The 20,707-nt window shown below is 49.8% G+C and carries 18 protein-coding genes and 1 tRNA gene; 6 read left to right on the plus strand and 13 right to left on the minus strand.

What is annotated here, in order from left to right:
* Positions 1-72: 72 nt before the first annotated feature.
* The 5 genes from ABH897_RS17080 to ABH897_RS17100 form a co-directional block, all read right to left on the minus strand.
* Complete coding sequence (locus ABH897_RS17080) at positions 73-402, minus strand: helix-turn-helix domain-containing protein (protein WP_226888748.1); 330 nt, start codon at positions 400-402, stop codon at positions 73-75.
* 86 nt (positions 403-488) lie between these two features.
* Positions 489-1,397, minus strand: a complete 909-nt coding sequence (locus ABH897_RS17085) for a hypothetical protein (RefSeq protein WP_283654373.1) — start codon at positions 1,395-1,397, stop codon at positions 489-491.
* A 159-nt stretch (positions 1,398-1,556) separates the two neighbouring features.
* Positions 1,557-2,615, minus strand: coding sequence for a tyrosine-type recombinase/integrase (locus ABH897_RS17090; RefSeq protein WP_283654372.1), 1,059 nt, complete (start codon positions 2,613-2,615; stop codon positions 1,557-1,559).
* A 167-nt stretch (positions 2,616-2,782) separates the two neighbouring features.
* Positions 2,783-2,854 (minus strand) — tRNA-Thr (locus tag ABH897_RS17095).
* A 73-nt stretch (positions 2,855-2,927) separates the two neighbouring features.
* A complete protein-coding gene (locus ABH897_RS17100; protein WP_283654371.1) occupies positions 2,928-3,275 on the minus strand; it encodes an MTH1187 family thiamine-binding protein in 348 nt (115 codons plus the stop codon).
* A 529-nt stretch (positions 3,276-3,804) separates the two neighbouring features.
* Between ABH897_RS17100 and ABH897_RS17105 the strand changes: the two genes are divergently transcribed.
* Together ABH897_RS17105 and ABH897_RS17110 are read left to right on the plus strand one after the other, a co-directional pair.
* The gene (locus tag ABH897_RS17105) at positions 3,805-6,138 is read left to right on the plus strand and encodes a ribonucleoside-diphosphate reductase subunit alpha (protein ID WP_283654370.1); all 2,334 of its coding nucleotides are present in this window, start codon (positions 3,805-3,807) and stop codon (positions 6,136-6,138) included.
* Positions 6,139-6,161: 23 nt separating this feature from the next.
* On the plus strand, positions 6,162-7,193 hold the full coding sequence (locus ABH897_RS17110; RefSeq protein ID WP_134911418.1) for a ribonucleotide-diphosphate reductase subunit beta: 1,032 nt from the start codon (positions 6,162-6,164) through the stop codon (positions 7,191-7,193).
* 83 nt (positions 7,194-7,276) lie between these two features.
* Here the strand turns inward: ABH897_RS17110 and ABH897_RS17115 are convergent, their stop codons facing one another.
* Positions 7,277-8,083 carry a patatin-like phospholipase family protein gene (locus tag ABH897_RS17115; protein ID WP_283654369.1) on the minus strand — a complete coding sequence of 269 codons (807 nt, stop codon included), beginning with the start codon at positions 8,081-8,083 and terminating at the stop codon, positions 7,277-7,279.
* Between the two features lie 112 nt (positions 8,084-8,195).
* Complete coding sequence (locus ABH897_RS17120; RefSeq protein ID WP_283654368.1) at positions 8,196-8,876, minus strand: MarR family transcriptional regulator; 681 nt, start codon at positions 8,874-8,876, stop codon at positions 8,196-8,198.
* A gap of 246 nt (positions 8,877-9,122) precedes the next feature.
* Between ABH897_RS17120 and ABH897_RS17125 the strand changes: the two genes are divergently transcribed.
* Complete coding sequence (locus ABH897_RS17125; protein WP_404592486.1) at positions 9,123-10,073, plus strand: beta-ketoacyl-ACP synthase III; 951 nt, start codon at positions 9,123-9,125, stop codon at positions 10,071-10,073.
* 443 nt (positions 10,074-10,516) lie between these two features.
* On the opposite strand, the gene ABH897_RS17130 is transcribed toward ABH897_RS17125, so the two are convergent.
* The gene (locus ABH897_RS17130; RefSeq protein ID WP_283654366.1) at positions 10,517-11,353 is read right to left on the minus strand and encodes an HAD hydrolase-like protein; all 837 of its coding nucleotides are present in this window, start codon (positions 11,351-11,353) and stop codon (positions 10,517-10,519) included.
* Between the two features lie 177 nt (positions 11,354-11,530).
* On the opposite strand from ABH897_RS17130, the gene ABH897_RS17135 reads away from it, so the two are divergent.
* Positions 11,531-12,040: a hypothetical protein gene (locus ABH897_RS17135; RefSeq protein ID WP_283654365.1), complete on the plus strand. Its 510-nt coding sequence runs from the start codon at positions 11,531-11,533 to the stop codon at positions 12,038-12,040.
* Here ABH897_RS17135 and ABH897_RS17140 read toward each other — a convergent pair.
* The 3 genes from ABH897_RS17140 to ABH897_RS17150 form a co-directional block, all read right to left on the minus strand.
* Complete coding sequence (locus ABH897_RS17140; protein ID WP_404519808.1) at positions 12,024-13,772, minus strand: NAD(P)H-hydrate dehydratase; 1,749 nt, start codon at positions 13,770-13,772, stop codon at positions 12,024-12,026. The genes ABH897_RS17135 and ABH897_RS17140 overlap by 17 nt on opposite strands.
* Before the next feature lie 32 nt (positions 13,773-13,804).
* Entirely contained in the window at positions 13,805-14,437 is a 633-nt protein-coding gene (locus ABH897_RS17145) for an NAD(P)-dependent oxidoreductase (protein ID WP_404592487.1), read from the minus strand.
* A 77-nt stretch (positions 14,438-14,514) separates the two neighbouring features.
* Positions 14,515-14,988, minus strand: a complete 474-nt coding sequence (locus ABH897_RS17150; protein WP_283654363.1) for a GNAT family N-acetyltransferase — start codon at positions 14,986-14,988, stop codon at positions 14,515-14,517.
* A gap of 144 nt (positions 14,989-15,132) precedes the next feature.
* Here ABH897_RS17150 and ABH897_RS17155 point away from each other — a divergent pair, with 144 nt between their 5' ends.
* Both ABH897_RS17155 and ABH897_RS17160 read left to right on the plus strand, forming a co-directional pair.
* Entirely contained in the window at positions 15,133-16,101 is a 969-nt protein-coding gene (locus tag ABH897_RS17155) for a flagellar export protein FliJ (protein WP_283654362.1), read from the plus strand.
* A gap of 274 nt (positions 16,102-16,375) precedes the next feature.
* Positions 16,376-17,332: an ArsR/SmtB family transcription factor gene (locus ABH897_RS17160; protein ID WP_014279496.1), complete on the plus strand. Its 957-nt coding sequence runs from the start codon at positions 16,376-16,378 to the stop codon at positions 17,330-17,332.
* Between the two features lie 121 nt (positions 17,333-17,453).
* Here the strand turns inward: ABH897_RS17160 and ABH897_RS17165 are convergent, their stop codons facing one another.
* Positions 17,454-18,512 carry a lactonase family protein gene (locus tag ABH897_RS17165; RefSeq protein WP_404592488.1) on the minus strand — a complete coding sequence of 353 codons (1,059 nt, stop codon included), beginning with the start codon at positions 18,510-18,512 and terminating at the stop codon, positions 17,454-17,456.
* A gap of 220 nt (positions 18,513-18,732) precedes the next feature.
* On the minus strand, positions 18,733-19,932 hold the full coding sequence (locus tag ABH897_RS17170) for an MFS transporter (protein ID WP_404592489.1): 1,200 nt from the start codon (positions 19,930-19,932) through the stop codon (positions 18,733-18,735).
* Positions 19,933-20,707 lie beyond the last annotated feature (775 nt).

Below are 20,707 nucleotides of genomic sequence, written 5' to 3' on the forward strand. Positions count from 1 at the left end.
GGTGGTTATAGTTAGTGTCTTCGATAGCCATGTCGGTAATCACCATGTCGGTATTCGCGGACATGGACGCGCCTAACCGGTATCTAACACGTCCGGCTCCGCGTCGAATATCGCGAGTTGACTGATCGGCAGCACCGTATACCGCGTATTCTGCCACGTACCAGTTGGCGACCTCTCCCGTACTGCACGAATAACTGGACGTCCGTTCCAGCGGTATTCCGTTAGCTTTTTGACGTAGCGGTTCGCAGTCTGTCGATTGACTCCGAGATACCTTGCGATCTGATCTTGCGTAGGGTAACAGTTACCGGCCGCATCCATGAACGAAGCGATAACGCAGAGTGTCGTCCAATTTTGCGCACCCATGCTTGCGATGAGTCCCGCTTTAGCTGCGTCGACGTACATCTTAACGAAGATACGCGTTTCGGTTGCGCCGGATGTGATGGAATATTCCGTTTGTGATTCGACGCTGACGAGGCGTTGTGTATCGGTCATGCTGCGTCCTCCCTTCTGTAGGATACCGAAGCTATAAACGCCTCCATATCCGCAATTAAATCCGTACGTCCCACGCTTCTCAGAGGTGGGTATAACGCTGTTACATGAACAACTGTCGCAATCCCGATTTGTTCCGCTACCGGCTCGCCTCTTGCGTAATATACGGTTAGGTTATCCGTCTCCTTTGCGTACTTCTCGAGCGTCCTACACCTCGGGTCGAGTATCGAATTGGCGCTTAGCTTGGCGTCGATCCACTCCGTTTCATTAGCGATGAAGTCCGGAATGCACACGCCTACTTTGACGTGATATCTGACGTCTGGATAAATAGCACGTAATATCTCGCCGAGTCTTCGTTCAAATTCGTGTCCGAGCGGGATGGAGTCGCGGCCTTTGTATCTCTGACTAAGTGCGTATTTGTACGAGACTTTGTACGCCGCAAGAAATTTCTTATATGTTCCGTAGTGCTTACGCAGGTACCCGTAAAGTTTCGGATAAGTCTCCCGCAAAACTCGCGTAGGTAGATTATCAAACGGGTAGTGTTCACGGTAGAAATCGTCTAGCGCGTCAATCTCTACTCGTTCCTTAATCTCCTGCGATACTTTACGAAAAGTGAAGTAGTCTAAGTTGTAAATATCGCACACATGCGTAACATCAGCCGTTTCTACTACTCGGAAATCGTCGGTTATTTCAAAACACCGTTGAAGCTCGACTTCGCTAGGTGTTCCGTTGCATTCGTATAGTCCGTATTCACGAAGCGCTTGCGTGTAGCTCCCGAACGAACGCAGCGCCTGCTTGCGGATGCTGCCGTACTCCTTTGCGGAAAGTTCCTTCGAAATGTTGGTAACGTCGATTCCGCGATCTATTAACTCGTCGATCTTTGAAAGCACTCGCTCCTTACCACCCATTTAATCGCCCCTCACTACGTTTTTCCCCATCAAAGTAATCCCGCACAACTTCGTAATAATTCCGCCTTCAGTTACTACAACGGATGAGAAGTACGTTTCGCACATTTAAAAAAAAAATAACGCCCACCTCCGAAGAGATGGGCGTTATCGTCCGTATTATTAACGTCTCTTTCCTACGCGAGACATTCCGAGTCGTGAAAGTGGGGAATATTGCGCGTGACTATCACGCATAGCGCCCTCGTTTACCTTGACGTACCCCTGCGTGGTCTTAATATCAGCGTGCGCTACGATCCGCTGTAATGTGAAGAGGTCTCCGCCGTTAAGTAGGTAATTTGTGCAGAAGTAATCGCGGAATCGGTGCGGAGACACCGGTGTTGCTTTCCGATCAATACCTACTTTGTCCGCGTACTGGCTTAGTCTCTTTCGGAATTGGTCAGCTTTTAACGGATCACCGTAATTCGCCAGAAATATGAAGTCCGTATCAAAGTAAGCGCGGTTCTCTTCCATGAGCTTAATCAACTCACGTAAAACACTCGACGAAACCGGAACAATTCGCGGCTTCCTATTCTTGTTCATATGGCCGGGTAATCGAATGCAACGTGAAGCGATGTCCAGGTGGGCCGACTCTAACCGCAAAGCCTCGTTAATTCGCAACCCCGTATCCGCAAGTAACAACATAAGCGTACGGTCGCGGAAGCCCGCAAATGTATCAACGTCGGCAGCTTCGATTAAAGCTCGGAGTTGTCCGTCGACGATTACACTTTTCTCCTCGGTATCCTTGCGCGGTGACTTCAGCTTCTCCGCCGGGTCCTCTTTCATTAATCCTTCCGACATCCAAAATTTACACATTGTTTTCAACGCGCGGAGCCTTGACGCTACTGTGACGGGTGAAAGATTGCACCCTTCTACTCGCCGTTCTGCGACCCCATCGTATTTTGTCCGTTCGTAGGACATGTAGTTCATATACTCGCGTAAAAGAGCCGTATCAAGTTGCCCTACTTCATTTATCTCCGAATGGCTCCCTATAAGCCACTCCCGAAAATAACGCCAGTAGCTTTGATAGTCTTCGAGTGTTCGCTTCCGTAACTTCTCCGCTCGTTTAGCGTTGTAGAATAAGTCGAACCCCAACTCAAGCCCGATGACACCGGCTCCTTTTTCAGACCGCCCATTACGTCGTTTAGCGGTGACCGCCTTACCCTTACGCGGATCAATCGACATAGCAAAAAAAACCTCCTACAAAATACCGTAGGAGGCTCCGTGTATACCGCATTTCAGCGCCGACGTTCGTCTGATTTATCGCTAGGAAAACGTTGACCTAGCGTCTGCCTATCCGGAACATTCAACGAGTGACAAACGTTGATATGACGGGAAATTCTAACGAAGGATGCTGGTGAAGGGAATTGAACCCCCGGCCTACGCATTACGAGTGCGTTGCTCTACCCCTGAGCTACACCAGCAGGTCAGTGTAACTGACAACAAAAACTATTATACTCTTACTTACATAAAAATCAATCACTTACATCCACTTTTTCAACTAGGATTTGGATTTAGTTCGGTAACGTTTCCTGTTGCGGTGCCAGACAGTTTATCTGCGACGGAACGAAGCTTTTGGCGACTGGAGGAAGGCTTGTCACGGCGATCATCAATTTTGACCGAGGTGGAAACGCGCTTGGCTCCTGACAGGAATGGCGCTTCGTGCAGCGCAGCAATAGCGGTGAACACATCATCCAACGAACCTTCAATAATCGTACTCATGGAGGTAAGCTCATAGGTAATTCCTTTTTGCGTTTTCAACACTTTTTGCATCTGGGCAACGTAGTCGCTCAGGCTCGTACTCCCCGTTCCAATCGGGATCACTGTCACTTCTGCAATGGTCATCGCCAAGTTCCTCCTTTAATTTAAAATCTTCACTTCTTTAAAAATCTAAAACCTCTGTCCGATAAAGCAACCTTATTTCATAAAAACAGTCCATATGTATGCTGCTTGTTTCTGTAGGAAACATCTTTATCATTCATTGTACCGTTCACAAAGCCTCAATTCAAATGCAGCCCGCGACTTCTCTGCAAATTTTGAGTTTCCATTCCTTTTCCTTTACGTATGGCTTCAAATGTTGCTATAATACTCCTTGCGCTTATTTGAAATTTTAAGTTTCTCGACACAACATGTTGGGTTAAATATTTGTAAGACGTCTAAATGTAGTGATGTAGCCGATAAATCGTACGGGAACCATCTTCCCCCCCTTCATTGGCAAGCGCATCGCTATTTCTATGTTATTGGATTACATACAGCCCCAAAATGCTGTCTGAACCAAGCAAGTAACCCGGGAATTTTCAGCGTCGTTTTTCATTTTCACTGTCATTTATTTTCAAGTTTATCTCCCAAGTCAGGAAAGCGAGGAATTAATCCCATGCCACAACTCGTAACGAAACCAAACAACCGCCAGTTGGCTTTTGATGAAATACGCATTTCCGTATATGCCGACCGTGTGCTCAGCGGATTGGACAAGCTGGATAAAGATCGCCTGATTCGCGGTGTGGTCAGCAAGCTGCGCCGGGACGAAGTCACGGGCGACGAAATCAGCAACGCGTTTGCGATGGCTGCGCTTGAACTGGTCAGCAAGGAAGAACCGGACTGGAAATTCGCCGCTGCGCGCGCTTTGCTCACTTCCTTATATAAAAAAGCGGCTACTCACCGCCGTTACAAATCCTATGCGGACGAGCCTTACGGCGCTTTTTATCCGCTGATTACCGAGCTGGTCAAGAAAGGCATCTATCGTCAAGAGCTGCTCGACTACTACACCAAGGAGCAAATTGACGAGTTGGGTGCATCCATTTTGCCGAAAAATGACCTGCTGTTCGATTATATCGGGCTGTTGACGCTGTCCGAGCGTTATCTGGCGAACGATTTTGACGGACGGGTGATGGAGCTGCCGCAGGAACGTTATATGATCATTGCAATGTACCTGATGCACAAGGAGCCTGCCGACAAGCGTATGGAGCTGGTGAAGGAAGCTTACTGGGCGATGAGCAACATGTACATGACGGCGGCTACGCCAACCATGTCCAATGCCGGGAAAAAGGTCGCCGGACAGCTCTCCAGTTGCTTCATCGACACTGTAGATGACTCGCTGGAAGGCATTTTCGATTCCAACACCGATGTAGCCCGTCTCAGCAAAATGGGCGGCGGCATTGGCGTATACCTCGGTAAAGTACGGGCACGTGGCTCCGACATCCGTGGACACAAAAATACAAGCTCCGGCGTCATCCCGTGGATTCGCCAGCTAAACAATACAGCGGTCAGCGTAGACCAACTGGGTACACGTAAAGGCGCAATTGCCGTCTATCTGGACGTATTCCACAAAGATATTCTTGCGTTCCTCGATCTGAAGCTGAACAACGGTGACGAGCGCATGCGTGCACATGATGTTTTCCATGGCGTATGTCTGCCCGATCTGTTCATGGAGCGGGTGGAAGCACGTGGCGAATGGAACCTGTTCTGCCCGCATGAAGTGAAGAAGGTCATGGGCTGGAAAGATGACAACGGCCGTCCACTGGGGCTGGAGGATTTTTACGATGAAGGCTTTGGTACAGGTTCCTTCCGCGAGAAGTATGAGGAAGCGTCACAGCATCCAATTCTCTCCCGCATTACGGTGCCTGCTATCGACATCATGAAGCGCCTGATGAAATCGCAGTTGGAAACAGGTACTCCGTACATGTTTTACCGCGATACTGTAAACCGTGCGAACCCGAACCGCGCCCACGGTATGGTATATTCTTCCAACCTGTGCACGGAAATTATGCAAAACCAATCGGCGACCGTGGTGGAAAAAGAGGAATTAGTCACCAAGGATGGACAAACACGCATTGTCATTTCAAAAATTCCTGGCGATTTTGTCGTCTGCAACCTGAACTCCATCCATCTGGCTCGCGCTGTTCCGGCAGGTGTGCTGGATCGTCTCGTACCGATTCAGGTACGCATGCTGGATAACGTCATTGATATCAACAACATTGAGGTGCTGCAAGCACAATATACGAACAGCCAATATCGCGCAGTCGGTCTGGGTACATTCGGACTGCATCATCTGCTCGCACTCGAAGGCATCCGTTGGGAATCCGATGAAGCGGTAACCTATAACGATCATTTATACGAAAAAATTAACTATTTGGCTGTAAAATCGAGCATGGAGCTGGCGAAGGAAAAAGGCCGTTATGCCAAATTTGAAGGCTCCGACTGGTCTACCGGGCATTATTTCACGTCCCGTGGCTATACAGACGGTACTCGTGAAGGCAAATTTGTCACCACGTCCGAGTGGAGTGAGCTTGCGGAAGAAGTCAAACAAAACGGTGTCCGCAACGCATGGCTGTTCGCCATTGCGCCTAACGGTTCCACGTCCATCATTGCAGGTTCTACGGCCAGCATTGATCCATTGTATGAGCTGCTTTCCTATGAAGAGAAAACAACCTACAAGATCGCTAACCCTGCACCGGACTTAAACGAAAAAACGATCTGGTACTACAAAACGGCTTTCCTGCTGGATCAGCATGCTTCGATCAACATGGCCTCTGCCCGTCAGCGTCATATTGACCAGGGCCAAAGCTTTAATCTGTATGTGCGCCCGGATATCAAAGCTACTGAATTCCTGGAACTGCACATCCATGCCTGGAAATCAGGTATGAAATCAACCTATTATGTACGCAGTCGCGCACTGACGATTGAAGAATGCGATAGCTGTGCATCCTAATATAAAGAAGGAGAGAATCTCCCATGCAGTTACAAAAGATTTTTAACACGGAAGCACCTAACCGCTCTACCCGCATTATTGAAGGCGAAAACTCCGGCATTCTGAATTGGAACGATATTCGCATGCCGCATATGTACAAGCTGTACAAGGTGCTGCTGCTCAACCACTGGATTCCGGATGAAATCCCGATGTCCAAGGACGCATCCCAATTCCCAACACTGGATGCCGAAGAACAGCGCACGTTCAAAATCAACATCGGCCTGCTGGCCGTGCTGGATTCCATGCAAACGATGTTTGTCGGGGATGTAAAACGCTACTTTACCGATTCCTCACTGGAAGCTGTGTCGGCCATTATCGGGCAGCAGGAAGTCGTGCATAACCAGTCCTACTCCTACGTGCTGTCCTCTCTGGTATCGGATCAGGAGCAGAAGGAAATTTTTGAATACTGGAAAAATGATCCTGTATTGCTGGAGCGTAATACATTCATCTCGGACATTTACCAGGAGTTCCGTGATGAGCAAAATCCGCAAACCTTTTTCCAGGCGATGGTGGCGGACCTGATTCTGGAGGGCATTTTCTTCTATAGTACGTTCGCTTTCTTCTACAATCTGGCCCGTGACCAGAAGATGATGTCGACCAGCCAAATGATCTCGTATATTCAGCGGGATGAAAATCAGCATTGCTACTTTTTTGCCGAAGTGTTCAAGCAATTGCTGTCTGATTTCCCTGAGCTGGACACGAAGGAAAATACGGATTATGTCTACCGCATGATTGACCGCGCAGTGGAGCTGGAAACAAACTGGGCGCATTACACGCTCAAAGAGGTTCGCGGCATCGACTTGAACGAGCTGGGCGATTATATCAAGTACATGGCGAACATGCGCCTGAGACTGCTCGGTATGGACAAAGCCTACGAAGGAGTAGACGTAAATTGTATGCCTTGGATCAAGCCGTTCTCGGATGAAGCGCTGAACGCGACAAAAACAGACTTTTTTGAAGCAAAATCGCGCAATTACGGCAAGGTCGGAGACGACAACGGATTTGACGATTTGTAAGAATAGCTGTAGATCATAAGTATAAAATAAGGAAGTGTCTCACAGGCCATCTATGGTTAGAGGCACTTCTTTTCTTTTACCTACTAAACATGCATCTGTGCTGGTTGTCCGTGATTGGCTATTTGCAGCTTCAGCTCATCCATGATGCATTCGGCCGCTTCCTCGCCAGCCTCGACACATTCAGGCCATTTTGTAAAATCAAACGCCGCAATATGTCCGACTTCAGGGCGAATGACAACGTCTGCAAGCCGGAGACTATTATACTTTCGCTCGGCGGTCATCAAGCTGTAAGAGCGGTATACAACTTCCACCATATTGCGCGGCGGCTTCTTTTCATGTCCCCGTGCCACATCAACAGCAATCACTAAACAATCTGCTTCCCGACTCATCTCTTCTACAGGCAAATTGTTTAATACCCCTCCGTTGACCAGCATCTTGCCTTCATGCATCACAGGAGCGAATAAGCCGGGAAACGCCATCGTAGCCCGCAGTGCTGTCACCAAATCACCTTGTTCAAAAATGAATTGCTTGCCTTCCAGTAAATCGACAGAAACAGCTTTAAAACGGATAGGAAGATCCTCGATCTTCTGCGTATGCTGTCCATGCTGTTGCAGCAGCTCATTCACCACCGTATTCATGCTGTTACCGGCAATTAAACCACGATGGCGTATGCCGATATCCAACAGACGGTATTTAGGTGTCTTTTTAATACAATCCAAAAGAGCATCCGCAGGAACACCCGCCGCATAAAGTCCGCCAACAATGCCGCCCATACTCGTACCGACGATACAATCGACCTGAATCCCGTGTCTTTCGAACGCTCTCAGTACCCCCAAATGAGCAAGTCCTTTGACTGCTCCCCCACCCAAAACCAATCCTGCCTTCGGCATATGCGCAACCCCTTTACATGTATTTACTGTATGCATACATACACAAAAGACCCAAAAACTAAACGTAAGGAGGCAGCTTCCTCTCCCCACGAATGATTCATTCCTGTTATATTCAAAAATGAAAAGCCTCGCTTAGAAAATCGGAAAGCAACCCTTTTTCCTCGTCAGAAAGATCCGAAATGGATTGCAGAAAACGGGAAACCAGCTCCGTAATTTCAAGGCCCAGTTCATCGTTCATCGTTTGTACGGCCATACCCAACACACTGCCAACAAACATGGTCATGCCCATTTCCTTGCTTGGCGCTGTGAGGACAATCTGCTGAATCCAGGGACCTCTTTTACCTCCCAGCTTCTTCAAGTACATCAAAAGCAGCCCTATAATATAGGCGCAAAAATTGATTCTGACACTGGCTTCAGGAATTTCAGCCCAAATTTTTCGGACCGCCTCATTGGGACTTGTGTTGTTCAAATCCTTGAGCAGTCCCGAGATATTCTCGACGGTTTTTTTCCAATCCACCAGATCCACTAATTCATTCCGGGACTGGTTGAACAAATCCGAAGCTTTATCTGTAGGCACAAATACAACCTGAGATCGTCCGGTTACCTTGGCATTCACCTCGTAGCTGCGCGTAATAAAACCAAGCTTTTCAATTTCTTTCAGCATGTCATAGGCCGTCCATTTGCTAACGCCTAATGATTTAGCCAAGGCTTCGTAATGAATGGGTAAATTCGTTTTTTGATACAAATCCACTAATGTATGCAGAAATTGCAGACGACGTTTAGTAAGTGACACGGTAGCGTTGTATACCTCCCTGTGTATCCCCTGCGAATAGGTTCTTGGGTTTTTTGTGTCTAAATCTTAGCACTGAATATCTATATAATCAAGAAGCAGGATCACTCCAGGTTCCTCCGTACAGCAAGCTGCTCTTTGCATATTTTCTTTTTCATCCGACTGTGTTATATTTTTATCCATACTGTTTTTTGGTTTTTTTGGTCTTTACGGTCTTTTGTGTGATTATTTCTTTGGAGGGAAACATAAATGCAATCAGCTCTCAACCTGAACGGGATTACAATTACAGGTACCGGATTCTACGTTCCGACATCCCTGGTAACCAATTTGGAATTAGCCGCATCTCTGGACACATCCGATGAATGGATCAGCCAACGAACAGGCATCCGTCAGCGATATATTGCAGAAGCATCCACGGACACCTCTGACCTTGCCGTCGTTGCTGCAACCCAGGCTTTAAGCCGTGCCCAATTATCCCCGGAAGACGTGGATCTCATTGTTGTGGCGACTTCAACTCCTGATTATGCCTTCCCCTCCACAGCCATGCTGGTCAAGCAAAAGCTCGGAAGCCGCGCACCTGCATTCGACTTATCGGCAGCCTGCTCCGGTTTTGTGTACGCCCTTTCGGTCAGCAGCGACATGATGAAATCGGCCGCCTACCACAACGCTCTGGTGATTGGAGCAGACAAGTTCTCCAAAATCATAGATTGGCAGGACCGTAATACTGCTGTCCTGTTTGGAGATGGGGCAGGCGCTGTCGTCCTTCAATCTCGTCCTGGTGCTTTCCCATGCTTCTCCTTGTTAGGCTCGGAAGAAGGTGGGGCAGAAGCGCTGACATCCCCGGTTACAGGCCCCATCACCATGCAAGGTCGAGAGGTTTTCAAGTTTGGGGTGCGTATTGTGGAATCTATGCTAACTAAAGCTCTGGAAACATTGAAATTAAGCATTGATGATATTGCTTTAATCATTCCACATCAAGCCAATATTCGAATCATCGAGAGTGCCGCTGGCAAGATGAATATTCCTCTGGATAAATTTTTTGTGAATATCGAAAATTACGGAAATACGTCAGCGGCTTCTATTCCCATTGCGCTTGCGGAAGCCATGGAACAACAGCGCATTCATGCCGGTGATATTGTGATGCTGGTCGGATTCGGCGCGGGTTTGGCATGGGGCGTACAAGTCATTCAGATCGCATGAATTCTCTACTTAACAGAAAAGGCCTTGGCCCAGTTCTATGAACCAGCTTCGCCCTTTGGGGATGGGTTCAACAGAAACGGGCTAAGGCTTTTTTGCATAAAAAAATCAATCAAATATATGATTATCTATTCATTTTTAGTTCATTCTGCTTATCCCTTTGATTGTCATCAGCGGCTTTATTTTATGGACCACCAAACATTCCATCAAGAACGCATCCTTATCCACCTTGCAGCAAAATAACGAAGCTCTCGTGACCAACATCGCCAAGCTGATGAAAATAAGAGAGTTGTCCGAAGTATCCCACAATCTGACGATCCTGTCTGACAATTTTAAAATAGTCGCATGCCCAGAACCTGAGAAGTTCACTTTCGTCCGATATGGTGCATACATATACCCTAGAACCGTATAATCCAATCCATAGCTCCACAGTGTATCAACGCTGCTCACGATGGAGGCATTAACGCTGTTTTCACTTGCTTTGTATAGGAAGGATAGCCGCCCGTATGCTGGAGCATTTCGATTTCACGCAAAATACGCGGCAAGTCAGCGACCGAGTTCATGACGATGTGGGCTCCTGCCCTTTTTAATCCGTATACGCTCTGTCTGCGCCGTTCCTCAGCCACTCTGTCGTCGGATTCACGGCTAGTTGCTTGCGACGTGGTCAGCGCACCTTCGCTATGATTCAACACACCTATTGTCCACACACCGGCATTCCTGCCCTCTTGCATATCAGCTGCCGTATCTCCTACTTTCACAATATCGCTAAGCGGGAAAACCTGTAAGCGGTGTGCAATCTCATAGATCATCCATGGATAAGGACGCCCTTGCGAAACTTCACAGGGAGCTACTGTGCAATCCAGTGCATATGGGGACTGTGCAGGCGTAAAAACGTTGCCCAGCATCTCCATCGGGCAAGATGCGGTAGCGCCTGACTGAATCCGCCGATCCTGCAGCTCATTCAGCGCTTTATCGATACCGAAAGTGGGCTCAGCTCCCTGGATCAAAGAACGGAGAACAGGCACAAGCTCAAGATAAATATGCTCAATATCCGTTCTCCCGGGATGCGTACCGAAGCAATCTAGCCATTTTTTCCGAACCTCTGAAAGTGCCAGCACATTCGCAATATGATCACGGATCGGTAATCCTCGCCCATAAGATGCCTGTTCTTCGGTTACCTGAACACCCTTCCATCTGAAAATATCACGTATTCCCTGGATTAAGCCTCGTCCTCCGGGGTCCAACAATGTACTTTCGAGATTAAAAATAACCGCTTGTATCATGCAATCCCCGCCTCTCCGTAACGCGGCTATCCGCTGTCATTATTTCTTAGGACCATGATACACAGCTAACGTAAAATGAAATGCCATAAAGCGTCAGCGGAGTGTAATTGAAAATAAATTCCTTGATTGGTTGCAGATTACTGATTGTAATGAAGTGTACTAAGGAGGAATCGCAACATGAGACATCCATGGAATGAATATAATCCCAAGATGCCTTGGCGGATGGAGCTGGGTTGTTATGCGCTGAATAAACTGGCTTGCGGAGGGCTGGTGTTTGGCCTGATATGGGCCTATTGCTATATAGCAGAGGCGATGACGGGGATTCCTGTAGCCATAGCAGGCAATAACGGTGAGCTGACCGCGCAGCTGTGGGCATATGGTTTTGCCCTACCGGCAGCTCTTGCCGCCGATGCGCTGCACGACCTCTTGCCCTGGCTGCGAAAGCCGGAGCGGCTCATCCTGTACCTTGCCGCAGGATTCAGTATCTTCCTCCTGCTTGGTTCTTTTATATCCCCTGAAGGAGCGGGCATCTCATGGAGCAACGGCATCGCGGGTACCGTGATTACATTACTGTATTATCGGGGAAGGCATTATGCGGGAAGACCCCGGCTGAGTAGTGGATTTGGGGTACAGATCATCCTGGCCTTCCTCCTGCCCTTGCTGTTATGGTCTATAGGGCTTCAATAATATCACCCGCAATGACCGAGGCGGCATGCTGGCGATGACGCGCGGCTGTTTCTCCAGCCGCGCCGTGCAAGTACACGCCAAAGGCTGCTGCCTGTGAAGCGTTCAAGCCCTGCGCCAGCAAGCCTGCGATGATCCCTGTCAGCACATCACCCGCGCCGCCTGTCGCCATCCCGGCGTGGCCTGTCGTGTTGACATAAACCGTACCGTCCGGGCACGCAATGACGGTACGCGCTCCCTTGAGCACCAGCGTGACCCCGCGTGTCCGGGCATACTGCCGGGCATGAGCGATGCGGTCACGCTGCACCTCGGCCGTCGATAGGCCCAGCAGACGAGCCATCTCGCCGGGGTGCGGCGTCAGTACAACCGCCGCGCCTCTCGGCTTCCAAGCCTCAAGCTCTGGCCCCGCCGCAGCGAGGATGTTCAGGGCGTCCGCATCGAGTACGAGCGGGCCGCCGTATTCTTCCCACAGGCGGCGCAGCCAGCCGGTGTCTCCCGCGAAGCGGCCGAGGCCGGGGCCGACGGCCAGCACATCGCGCGCCTGCGCGAGCTGAAGCAGCTCATCCGCGGAGCCGGCGTTCCACTCGCCGTCTCCACCTGCGGCTGCGGCAGCGAGCATCAGCTCCGGCGCGGCTCCGATGAGTCGCGGCAGCAGCGCCTCGGGCACCGCCCACGTCACTAGGCCGCTGCCGATGCGCAGGGCGGCACGTGCGGCCAGCAGGCCCGCGCCGCTCATGCGCAGGCTTCCCGCGGCGACGAGAACGTGCCCGTAGGTGCCCTTGTGCCCGTCCGGCACGCGGCTGCGGCTCACGTCCACGCCCAGCGCTTCGCGCAGCATGTCGCGGGTCAGGAGCCGTAGCTGTACGCCGCGCTCACGGGCAAGCCCGGGCGGAACGCCGATGTAGCGTACCGTTACATCGCCTGCGGCCTCGGCGCCCGGGTATTGGACGAGCCCACACTTCAGGCAGGCGAGGCATACGGTGACGCGTGCGCGAATGCACGGCTCGTACAGTGCACCTGTGTCGGCATCGAGGCCGCTGGGCACATCTACCGACACAAGCGGCACGCCGCTGGCATTGGCCTCGCGAATCAGCGAGGCGTAGGGTTCGCGCGGCGGGCCTTGTGTGCCCGTGCCCAGCAGGGCATCGACGATGCCGGAGGCGTCGCGCAGGTCGAAGGCATCCCGGCCGTAGACAAGGACCGGGATGTGCAGAGCCGCGATGGTATCGCGTTGCGCTGCTGCTTCGCTGCGCAGCGTGTCCGGCGACTCGGCGTACACGACGGTGACGCGCAGACCCGCATCCGTCAAATGACGGGCCGCCACCAGTCCGTCACCGCCGTTGTTGCCTTTGCCTACGAGAATATACCAATGCTCCCGTTCCCACACGGCATGTCGCCCGTGGCTCCAAGGCTCCGTCCGAATAACACCACCATGTCCCGGCGTATCCCCAGGACCTGAGTGGGCGACCTGTTCACCATAGGCTGGACCTTCATCATATCCTTGCTTGGCAGCATCTTGCCCCACTATATATCTGCGTTCCATACCGTATGCTGAATCCACGTGGCTTTCCGAGAAGCCCTTATGGCTCCATCCACTTTCCAGAGCGTAGAGCTTCAATACCTCGTCAGCTACCGCACGCCCGGCATTTTCCATCAAGGTAAGGGCCGGGATGCCCAGCTTGTCAATCGTATACCGATCCAGTTGCCGCATTTCTTCGGCGGTCACAATATACATACTTCTTCGCCTCCCGTAGTGCCATCCTTTTTTTAATATCCAACCGTAAAACGAGAATTTACAAATTCCCCTTCTACCAGCTCATCAATCAGGGCTACTGCATAATCCTCAACCGAGATGCGGCTGTGACCCAATTCATCAACAACTACATGGTCCAAGCCAATGCGAAACTGCCCTGTACGCCGTCCCGGCTCAATGATTGCGGCAGGACTGCAATATGTCCAGTCCACATCCGCAGCACAATACAGCTCCAGTGCATCGGCATGTGCGGCTGCCAGTGGCTTGACTTCCTCCGGAAACTCGGCGGTATCCATCAGACGTTCACCGTTTTCCGTTTTCAGGCTACCGGCTCCGCCAACCACCAGTATGCGCTCTGCGCCGGAACGCCGGGTTCCTTCCAGTAAAGAACGGGTTGCTTCGAGCAATTCTTCCTCAGCTCCAAACTTGGGACCATAAGCGCTGATCATGGCATCATGTCCTTTAGCCACGGCTGTTACGGAATCAGGATTCAGAATATCCGCTTGAACAACCTTCAAATACTCACTTTGCTCCGTTACACGCTGCGGATCACGCACCGCCGCCGTCACCTGGTACTTGCGCTTGATGGCCTCCTTCACCAATGCTTGACCAATGGTTCCTGTTGCTCCAAAAATAATGACTTTCATCTGTCCTTGCCTTCTTCCTGTCTATGATTTACTTACTATTACTTATCCGCTTTAGCCTCAGCTTAAACCTGCTTCTCTTACAGCCCGCCCGGCTGCCGCCAGTACATTCCTTCCGATCCAGGACTGACCAATTGGAAGCCATATTGCGCATACAAGCGGTCGGCTGGCTTGTCTGCGATCAGCGTCGCAAAGCTACCCGCCGGAACCTCACGTTTCAAATAGGACATAACCTCTTCCATAAGCATACGCCCGTAACCTTTTCCCTGATGGGAGGGCTTGACTGCAATATCCGTAACCAGAAAGAAAACACCGCCATCACCGCTCACCCGGCCCATGCCGATCAATTCCTGCCCGATCCGCAGCGTCACCGCAAACAGGCTGTTCGGCAGGCCCTTGGCTGCTGCTGCTTCCGTAATCTGCGTCAGACCCGCCTCCTTTCGCAGTGCCCGATACTCCTCTACAGATGGAATGACGTACTCCACGCGAAGCTGCCCGTCCGGGTGATTCGATCCTCTATGTTGTTCTGCGGTATTTTCTATATACTCGTTCATGCTGAATCTCCCCTCCCTGCTTGTAATCTTGTCTATTTTACCAAAAAATACTTCATATATCTCTGTCAGACGTGACCAAGCCCTTGAAATGCCTGTGTAGTCTGTGCAATAGTGTAGAAAGAACAATGGAAGGAGGGATTGCGGGTGTCCCCGACGGACTTCGCGGCATTGGCCGCATATATCTCACCCGGTCTGATTGCCGTCCTGCTGGCATTGGCTTTGCTGGTATGGCTGTATGTTCACAGCGCAGCCCAGCTTCGAAATTCGCGTCAGCAGCGGCTGAATGAATTACAGGAATCGCTACGTATCTACGGACGGTTGGCAGGCTATCTCCAAACCTCTACTCAGTACAGCTTAAGCAGCAACGAAACACGCCAGCATCAGAGTGGACTGATTCATGCCCTTCAGGAAGCGAAGGCTGCTCCCTATTTAACCCCTCACCTTCAGGAACAGGTTCAGGCATCTCTAAGAGAATGTGACGCATTCCGCAGGGAGTTGCTTCTCAAATCACTGGAGCGCGAAATGAGCAAATTGATCGACGAACGTCGGCTTGTTCTGCTGGAATCGCATGCTCCGGGCTGGGGTACGGCTTTATGGAAGCTGCTGCGTCCCGCAGCCGGGCCGTTGGCGCTGGCGGGTATAGTGTGGCTAATCTCACGGCTGATTGTGGAACTAATGTCGTATAGTACTATCTATCCTGGTCTGCCCGAAGCCGTGCCATCTGCCTCATGGCTCATAGGGTGTACATGGATGAGATTTGTTTCCGGCTTGATCGCCCTGCTGTACGTATATCGGTTGATGACCCTGCGCAGACAAAATGATCTGGATGTGACGGCATCCCATTTTCCAACGAGCCTGTTGTCCATGGTGATCGCCGCCGTTGCCCTGTTTCAATGGATCGGACCGGAAGCTTCTCCCTACATACTGGCTGTGCAGCTTGTCTTGTTTTTGATCGGCTTCCGGCTCACCCGGGGCCGCTCACGGAGTGATCGCCCTTATGCCGGTCATCCTGGCTTGATGAAGGCCGATCCTTCTCAACATCAGGAAATGCACACGACAGACAAAGACAACACGTCCGACTCTTCTTTGGCGGAGGAACATAGCCGTTCCTAGACGGCAAGCGATGCAAGATCGTTTACAGCATGAACGTTAAAACCACATCCCATCACAGGACATCCCGACAGACACCGAATGGTTTTATGGGGTGTCCTGTTTTTTGAACAATTTTAGACTTTTTGAAGGGTTAAGCTTGTGCCAGCAATCAAGGAAAGGGTATATTGTTTATATAAATGTAAATCATATCGTTTTTTATGTATGAATATTTGAAAAAAATCCATATATGTTAAACTATCATCAATTGTTGATGTGCGTTAGAATTGGAGGAACTATGCAACTGGACATTTCTGAAAAATCACTTCCCGTATATGAAGCGCTGGCCAGTGAGGTTCGGCTGAACATGATTGTTCTGCTTGCGGAGAAGCCTATGAATATACGCGAGCTGGCGGAAGCACTGGGACTAAGCAGTGCCATCATGACCATGCATGTCAAAAAGCTGGAGAGAGCGTCCATTATTTCGACCAAAATGCTGCCCGGGCGCGGTGGCGTTCAGAAAGTATGCTCACTGGCTACGGACAAAATTGAAATAGCTATGCCCCGCTATCAGCAGGATGTACGGCAATTTCATCAGACGGAGATTTCCGTCGGGCACTTTACGGATTTTGAAATTCAGCCGACCTGCGGGCTGGCTACCGTCGAGAAAATTATCGGAGAATTCGACGAGCCTCGTTCGTTCCTGGACCCTGAGCGCTTCAATTCCAAAATTCTGTGGTTTAGTCAAGGATATATGGATTATAAAGTACCAAATTTCCTCCTGTCCAGCCAAAAGGCCGAGGAGCTGGAAATTTCGATGGAACTATCGTCCGAGGCCCCTTTTACCAACGACAACTGGCCTTCGGACATTACCTTTTTCCTGAACGATGTGAATCTGGGGACTTGGACCAGCCCGGGAGATTTCGGCGATAACCGTGGGAAATACACACCTGCATGGTGGCCTGATTTTATCAACCAATACGGTCTGCTCAAAAGACTTCGCGTTACATCTAAGGGTACCTTTATGGACGGCAAGCAAATATCCGATGTGACCTTAAGCCAGCTGCTGATTGATCAGAAACAATGGAAATTCCGCATTGCCATTCTGGATGATGCCCAGCATGTTGGAGGAGTTACCCTGTTCGGTACTGGATTCGGTAACTACAATCAGGACATTCTGTTCCGCTTGTACTACAAGCCTGCGGAAAACCATACGAAAACAGCAACAGTAGAAGCTGGCGACAGCAGCAAATAAACATTCAGAGCCTGTTCTTCTCAGACCCTAAAACACGGCCCTTTGCCCCATGCGTTCATGGCAAGCAAAGCGCCGGGTTTTTATTTTTTTATCTTCTTCTAACGTGCCTTTTTGCCATACGCTATGACTGCCGCACAGGCTCAATACACACGGGTGAAGGAACTTCCAGCACATATCCTGTTCGAGTCAATCGTCCGTCTTCGCTATGAATAGCAAAGGATACGATGTTATTTCCGTCCTGATTCGCGACAACCAGATACCCGGACAGGATGTTGAAGTTACGCGGCGTGCTGCCAAAAGTCTCCACCCATTCAACCGTCTCCAGCTTGCCGCTGTCCAGATCGACATGGTACAGCACGATGCTGTTATGCCCTCGGTTTGACACATACAGATAGCGTCCACAAGGCGTAATCCGAATGTCTGCGGCTGTATTTTCCACATTTATGATGCCTTCCGGCAGCGTGGACAAGCTTTGCAGCAATTGAAGCTCCCCGTTGCGTTCGTTGTAGCTAAATACAGCGGCAGTATTATTCAGCTCGTTAGCCACAAAGGCATAGGGACGCGAAGGATGAAAAACCAGATGACGCGGACCGGAACCGGGCGGCAACTCTGCCTCACGATGGGTCACCAGCTTCCCGTCTTCCGTCAAACGGTATACCACAATCTGATCCAGCCCCAAATCACATACCATTGCGTACTGCCCTGAAGGATCAGGAATAATCGAATGCGGATGTGCCGCATCCTGACGGTCCTGGCGAATACCTGAGCCGGTATGCTGGACCTGCCCCGACATTTCCGCCAACCCGCCAGCTTCCGTCACCGGGAATACCACGGCATTGCCGCCTGAATAATTGGAAGCCAGCACATACCGTCCATCCGCTGTCACTGAGACATAGCAAGTGTGCGCCCCTCCGCTCCCTTTTCGATCCAATGGGTGCAACTCTCCCGTCTGCGCATGTACCTGATACGCATACAGCTCGCCTTCCTCTGTCTCACTGGCGGCATACAGCTTGGTCCCATCCGGGTGCAACGCCAGAAATGAAGGCCGCTCGATTCCTTCCACGCCTCCAATGATACGCAAATCACCGTTTTCAACACGTAAAGCGCATACATAAATTCCTCTCTCATGGCGAGGCGCATAAGTTCCTGTATAAAATAGCTGTTCATTCCACTCTTTCATCGGCTCTCGTCTCCTTTGGGCTGTTGCCCAGATTTTTTCGAGCTATATCTCATTTCTGTGTCTTCCTTGTAAACTTACCATGCATTATTACCCACGAAGCAGTCGTTTCATTAACCATTTCTCTATGTATACCAAAAATAGTCTCCTTCGGCGCGACCCGTGGTTCACAAGAACGTCACAGATCGCACCAAAAGAGACTATGTTTACAGGAAAAATAACATTAAACCGCTGTCGTTTGTGTACCTTTGCTGTTCCATTTTACAGCCAGTCCCAAACTAAGGATGAGAATAACCGCCCCGAAAATGTACGGCAGATTGATATGCACCTCAAACAACGTACCCGCCAGCGCAGGTCCCAAAATGTTACCGATACTCATATAGGCATTATTCATCCCGGCTGCAACTCCCTGTTCATCCCCGGCCATTTTGGATAAAGCCGTATTAATGGCTGGTCGCAGCAGCGACGTTGCAGTAAAGAAGATGAGCGATACCCCGAGTACATAATAAAAGTTGCCAGAGAGCAGCATAAGCACAAGAGAAATCGCGGAAAACAGAAAAGAGCCGATAATAACACCTTTTTCGCCAAAACGATTCAACAACGGACTGATCACAACCGCCTGAATTACCGTTCCGACCAGTGCCCCTACCGTAATAATGATCGCAATATCGCGCTCATTGTAATGAAACTTGCCTGTCACGAAGAAAGGAAACATCGTTTCAAAATGCGTCAGCCCAAAGGTTAGGGTGAAAATCATAATCAACAGCATGAAGTACGGCTTGCGAAAAGAAAGTGCAAACTGCTTAATGACATTGTCGCGTTTGACTTTGACATTCCGGAATTTCAACTGTTTCTCCATCGACAAGGTTTCGGGCAGCAAAATCAACGAAACCAGGGCAGCTACACCCGATACTCCAGCCGAAACGTACAAAGGCGTGCGTATCGAAATATCTGCCAGCAAGCCGCCCACACCAGGACCGATAACAAACCCGAGAGACATGGCCGCGCCCAACAAACCCATTCCCCGACCGCGATTGTGTACCGTCGTAATGTCGGCAATATAAGCCATCATCGGAGGAATCATAAAGGCAGCCCCTGCGCCTCCGAGCAAACGGGATATATACAGCATCGTCAACGAATGCCCTATGGCAAATAATACTGAAGAAATCGTCATGATCACCAAACCGATAATGATCATTTTTTTGCGTCCATATTTATCGGACCATTCACCAGCCAACGGTGAAAACAGAAACTGGGTCAAGCCGAATACGGCAACCAGGTAGCCTCCCGTTTCACCAGTGCCTCCGAGGGAACCCATGAATTTGGGGAGGATCGGAATGATGAGGCCAATTCCCAGCATGGCAATAAACATATTAATCATTAAAATGACCAACGGCCCCATTTTCAATTGTGATTCTGACATGTTGCGTGTTGTCCTCCTAAGGTTATTTATTTCGCATACGAAAATCTTATTTTGCAACTATTAGTTCAAAACTCTTCACTATATTAATAGACCCACGAGCAAATAACAATCATAAATCACACTTAAATATTATCAATAATCTGAAATAGTCTTAGCAGCTTGCATTTGGCATCGTGGAGCAGGTAGATAACTCTTCTGCATTAATTATATACAAACATGCGTTCTATATACAATGCACAAAAAAAGGAACTACCAGGATAATACTGGAAGAACCCTAATTTTAAATTTCATGCAAAGGCGCTTGATCCCAATCTGCTATATGCAATTCGTAAAAGTTACCTATCGTGCCATTCCGTCCATTAAGTTTTCCATGTACATTTTTTAATTCAGCTTACATATTTGACTATGACTACAGGCATTCCATTCTTTTTAGTTCCACTTGGCATTTCAATCCACGCACTCATATAGAGTGCGACTCGAACATCATCGCAACCTCACCGCGATAGTCCATTTCAATTCACGCACTCATATAGAGTGCGACCTACGCCACCAATTGGGACAGTTACCGCCTCTTTAGTAATTTCAATCCACGCACTCATATAGAGTGCGACGTAGCCCACGGCCCCATCGGTTTTCGTCCACTTCAATTTCAATCCACGCACTCATATAGAGTGCGACTTTGGATTGTCAACAGTAAATCAAACAACTTTTTTAAGGGCTGCAAGGCGATACTGAATAGGCGTCATATAGCCTAAAGTTCCATGAATGCGATGTT

Origin of the sequence: Paenibacillus sp. RC73 (assembly GCF_044908085.1) — a bacterium.
Lineage (GTDB): Bacteria > Bacillota > Bacilli > Paenibacillales > Paenibacillaceae > Paenibacillus > Paenibacillus terrae_A.

What these genes read in the sequence shown, in the direction of transcription:
- ABH897_RS17085 (WP_283654373.1), bottom strand. Translation starts at nt 1,397, where the DNA reads ATGGGTGGTAAGGAGCGAGTGCTTTCAAAGATCGACGAGTTAATAGAT.
- ABH897_RS17170 (WP_404592489.1), bottom strand. Translation starts at nt 19,932, where the DNA reads ATGTCAGAATCACAATTGAAAATGGGGCCGTTGGTCATTTTAATGATT.
- ABH897_RS17150 (WP_283654363.1), bottom strand. Translation starts at nt 14,988, where the DNA reads ATGAACGAGTATATAGAAAATACCGCAGAACAACATAGAGGATCGAAT.
- ABH897_RS17105 (WP_283654370.1), top strand. Translation starts at nt 3,805, where the DNA reads ATGCCACAACTCGTAACGAAACCAAACAACCGCCAGTTGGCTTTTGAT.
- ABH897_RS17125 (WP_404592486.1), top strand. Translation starts at nt 9,123, where the DNA reads ATGCAATCAGCTCTCAACCTGAACGGGATTACAATTACAGGTACCGGA.
- ABH897_RS17115 (WP_283654369.1), bottom strand. Translation starts at nt 8,083, where the DNA reads ATGCCGAAGGCAGGATTGGTTTTGGGTGGGGGAGCAGTCAAAGGACTT.
- ABH897_RS17130 (WP_283654366.1), bottom strand. Translation starts at nt 11,353, where the DNA reads ATGATACAAGCGGTTATTTTTAATCTCGAAAGTACATTGTTGGACCCC.
- ABH897_RS17100 (WP_283654371.1), bottom strand. Translation starts at nt 3,275, where the DNA reads ATGACCATTGCAGAAGTGACAGTGATCCCGATTGGAACGGGGAGTACG.
- ABH897_RS17090 (WP_283654372.1), bottom strand. Translation starts at nt 2,615, where the DNA reads ATGTCGATTGATCCGCGTAAGGGTAAGGCGGTCACCGCTAAACGACGT.
- ABH897_RS17135 (WP_283654365.1), top strand. Translation starts at nt 11,531, where the DNA reads ATGAGACATCCATGGAATGAATATAATCCCAAGATGCCTTGGCGGATG.
- ABH897_RS17110 (WP_134911418.1), top strand. Translation starts at nt 6,162, where the DNA reads ATGCAGTTACAAAAGATTTTTAACACGGAAGCACCTAACCGCTCTACC.
- ABH897_RS17140 (WP_404519808.1), bottom strand. Translation starts at nt 13,772, where the DNA reads ATGTATATTGTGACCGCCGAAGAAATGCGGCAACTGGATCGGTATACG.
- ABH897_RS17165 (WP_404592488.1), bottom strand. Translation starts at nt 18,512, where the DNA reads ATGAAAGAGTGGAATGAACAGCTATTTTATACAGGAACTTATGCGCCT.
- ABH897_RS17080 (WP_226888748.1), bottom strand. Translation starts at nt 402, where the DNA reads ATGTACGTCGACGCAGCTAAAGCGGGACTCATCGCAAGCATGGGTGCG.
- ABH897_RS17145 (WP_404592487.1), bottom strand. Translation starts at nt 14,437, where the DNA reads ATGAAAGTCATTATTTTTGGAGCAACAGGAACCATTGGTCAAGCATTG.
- ABH897_RS17160 (WP_014279496.1), top strand. Translation starts at nt 16,376, where the DNA reads ATGCAACTGGACATTTCTGAAAAATCACTTCCCGTATATGAAGCGCTG.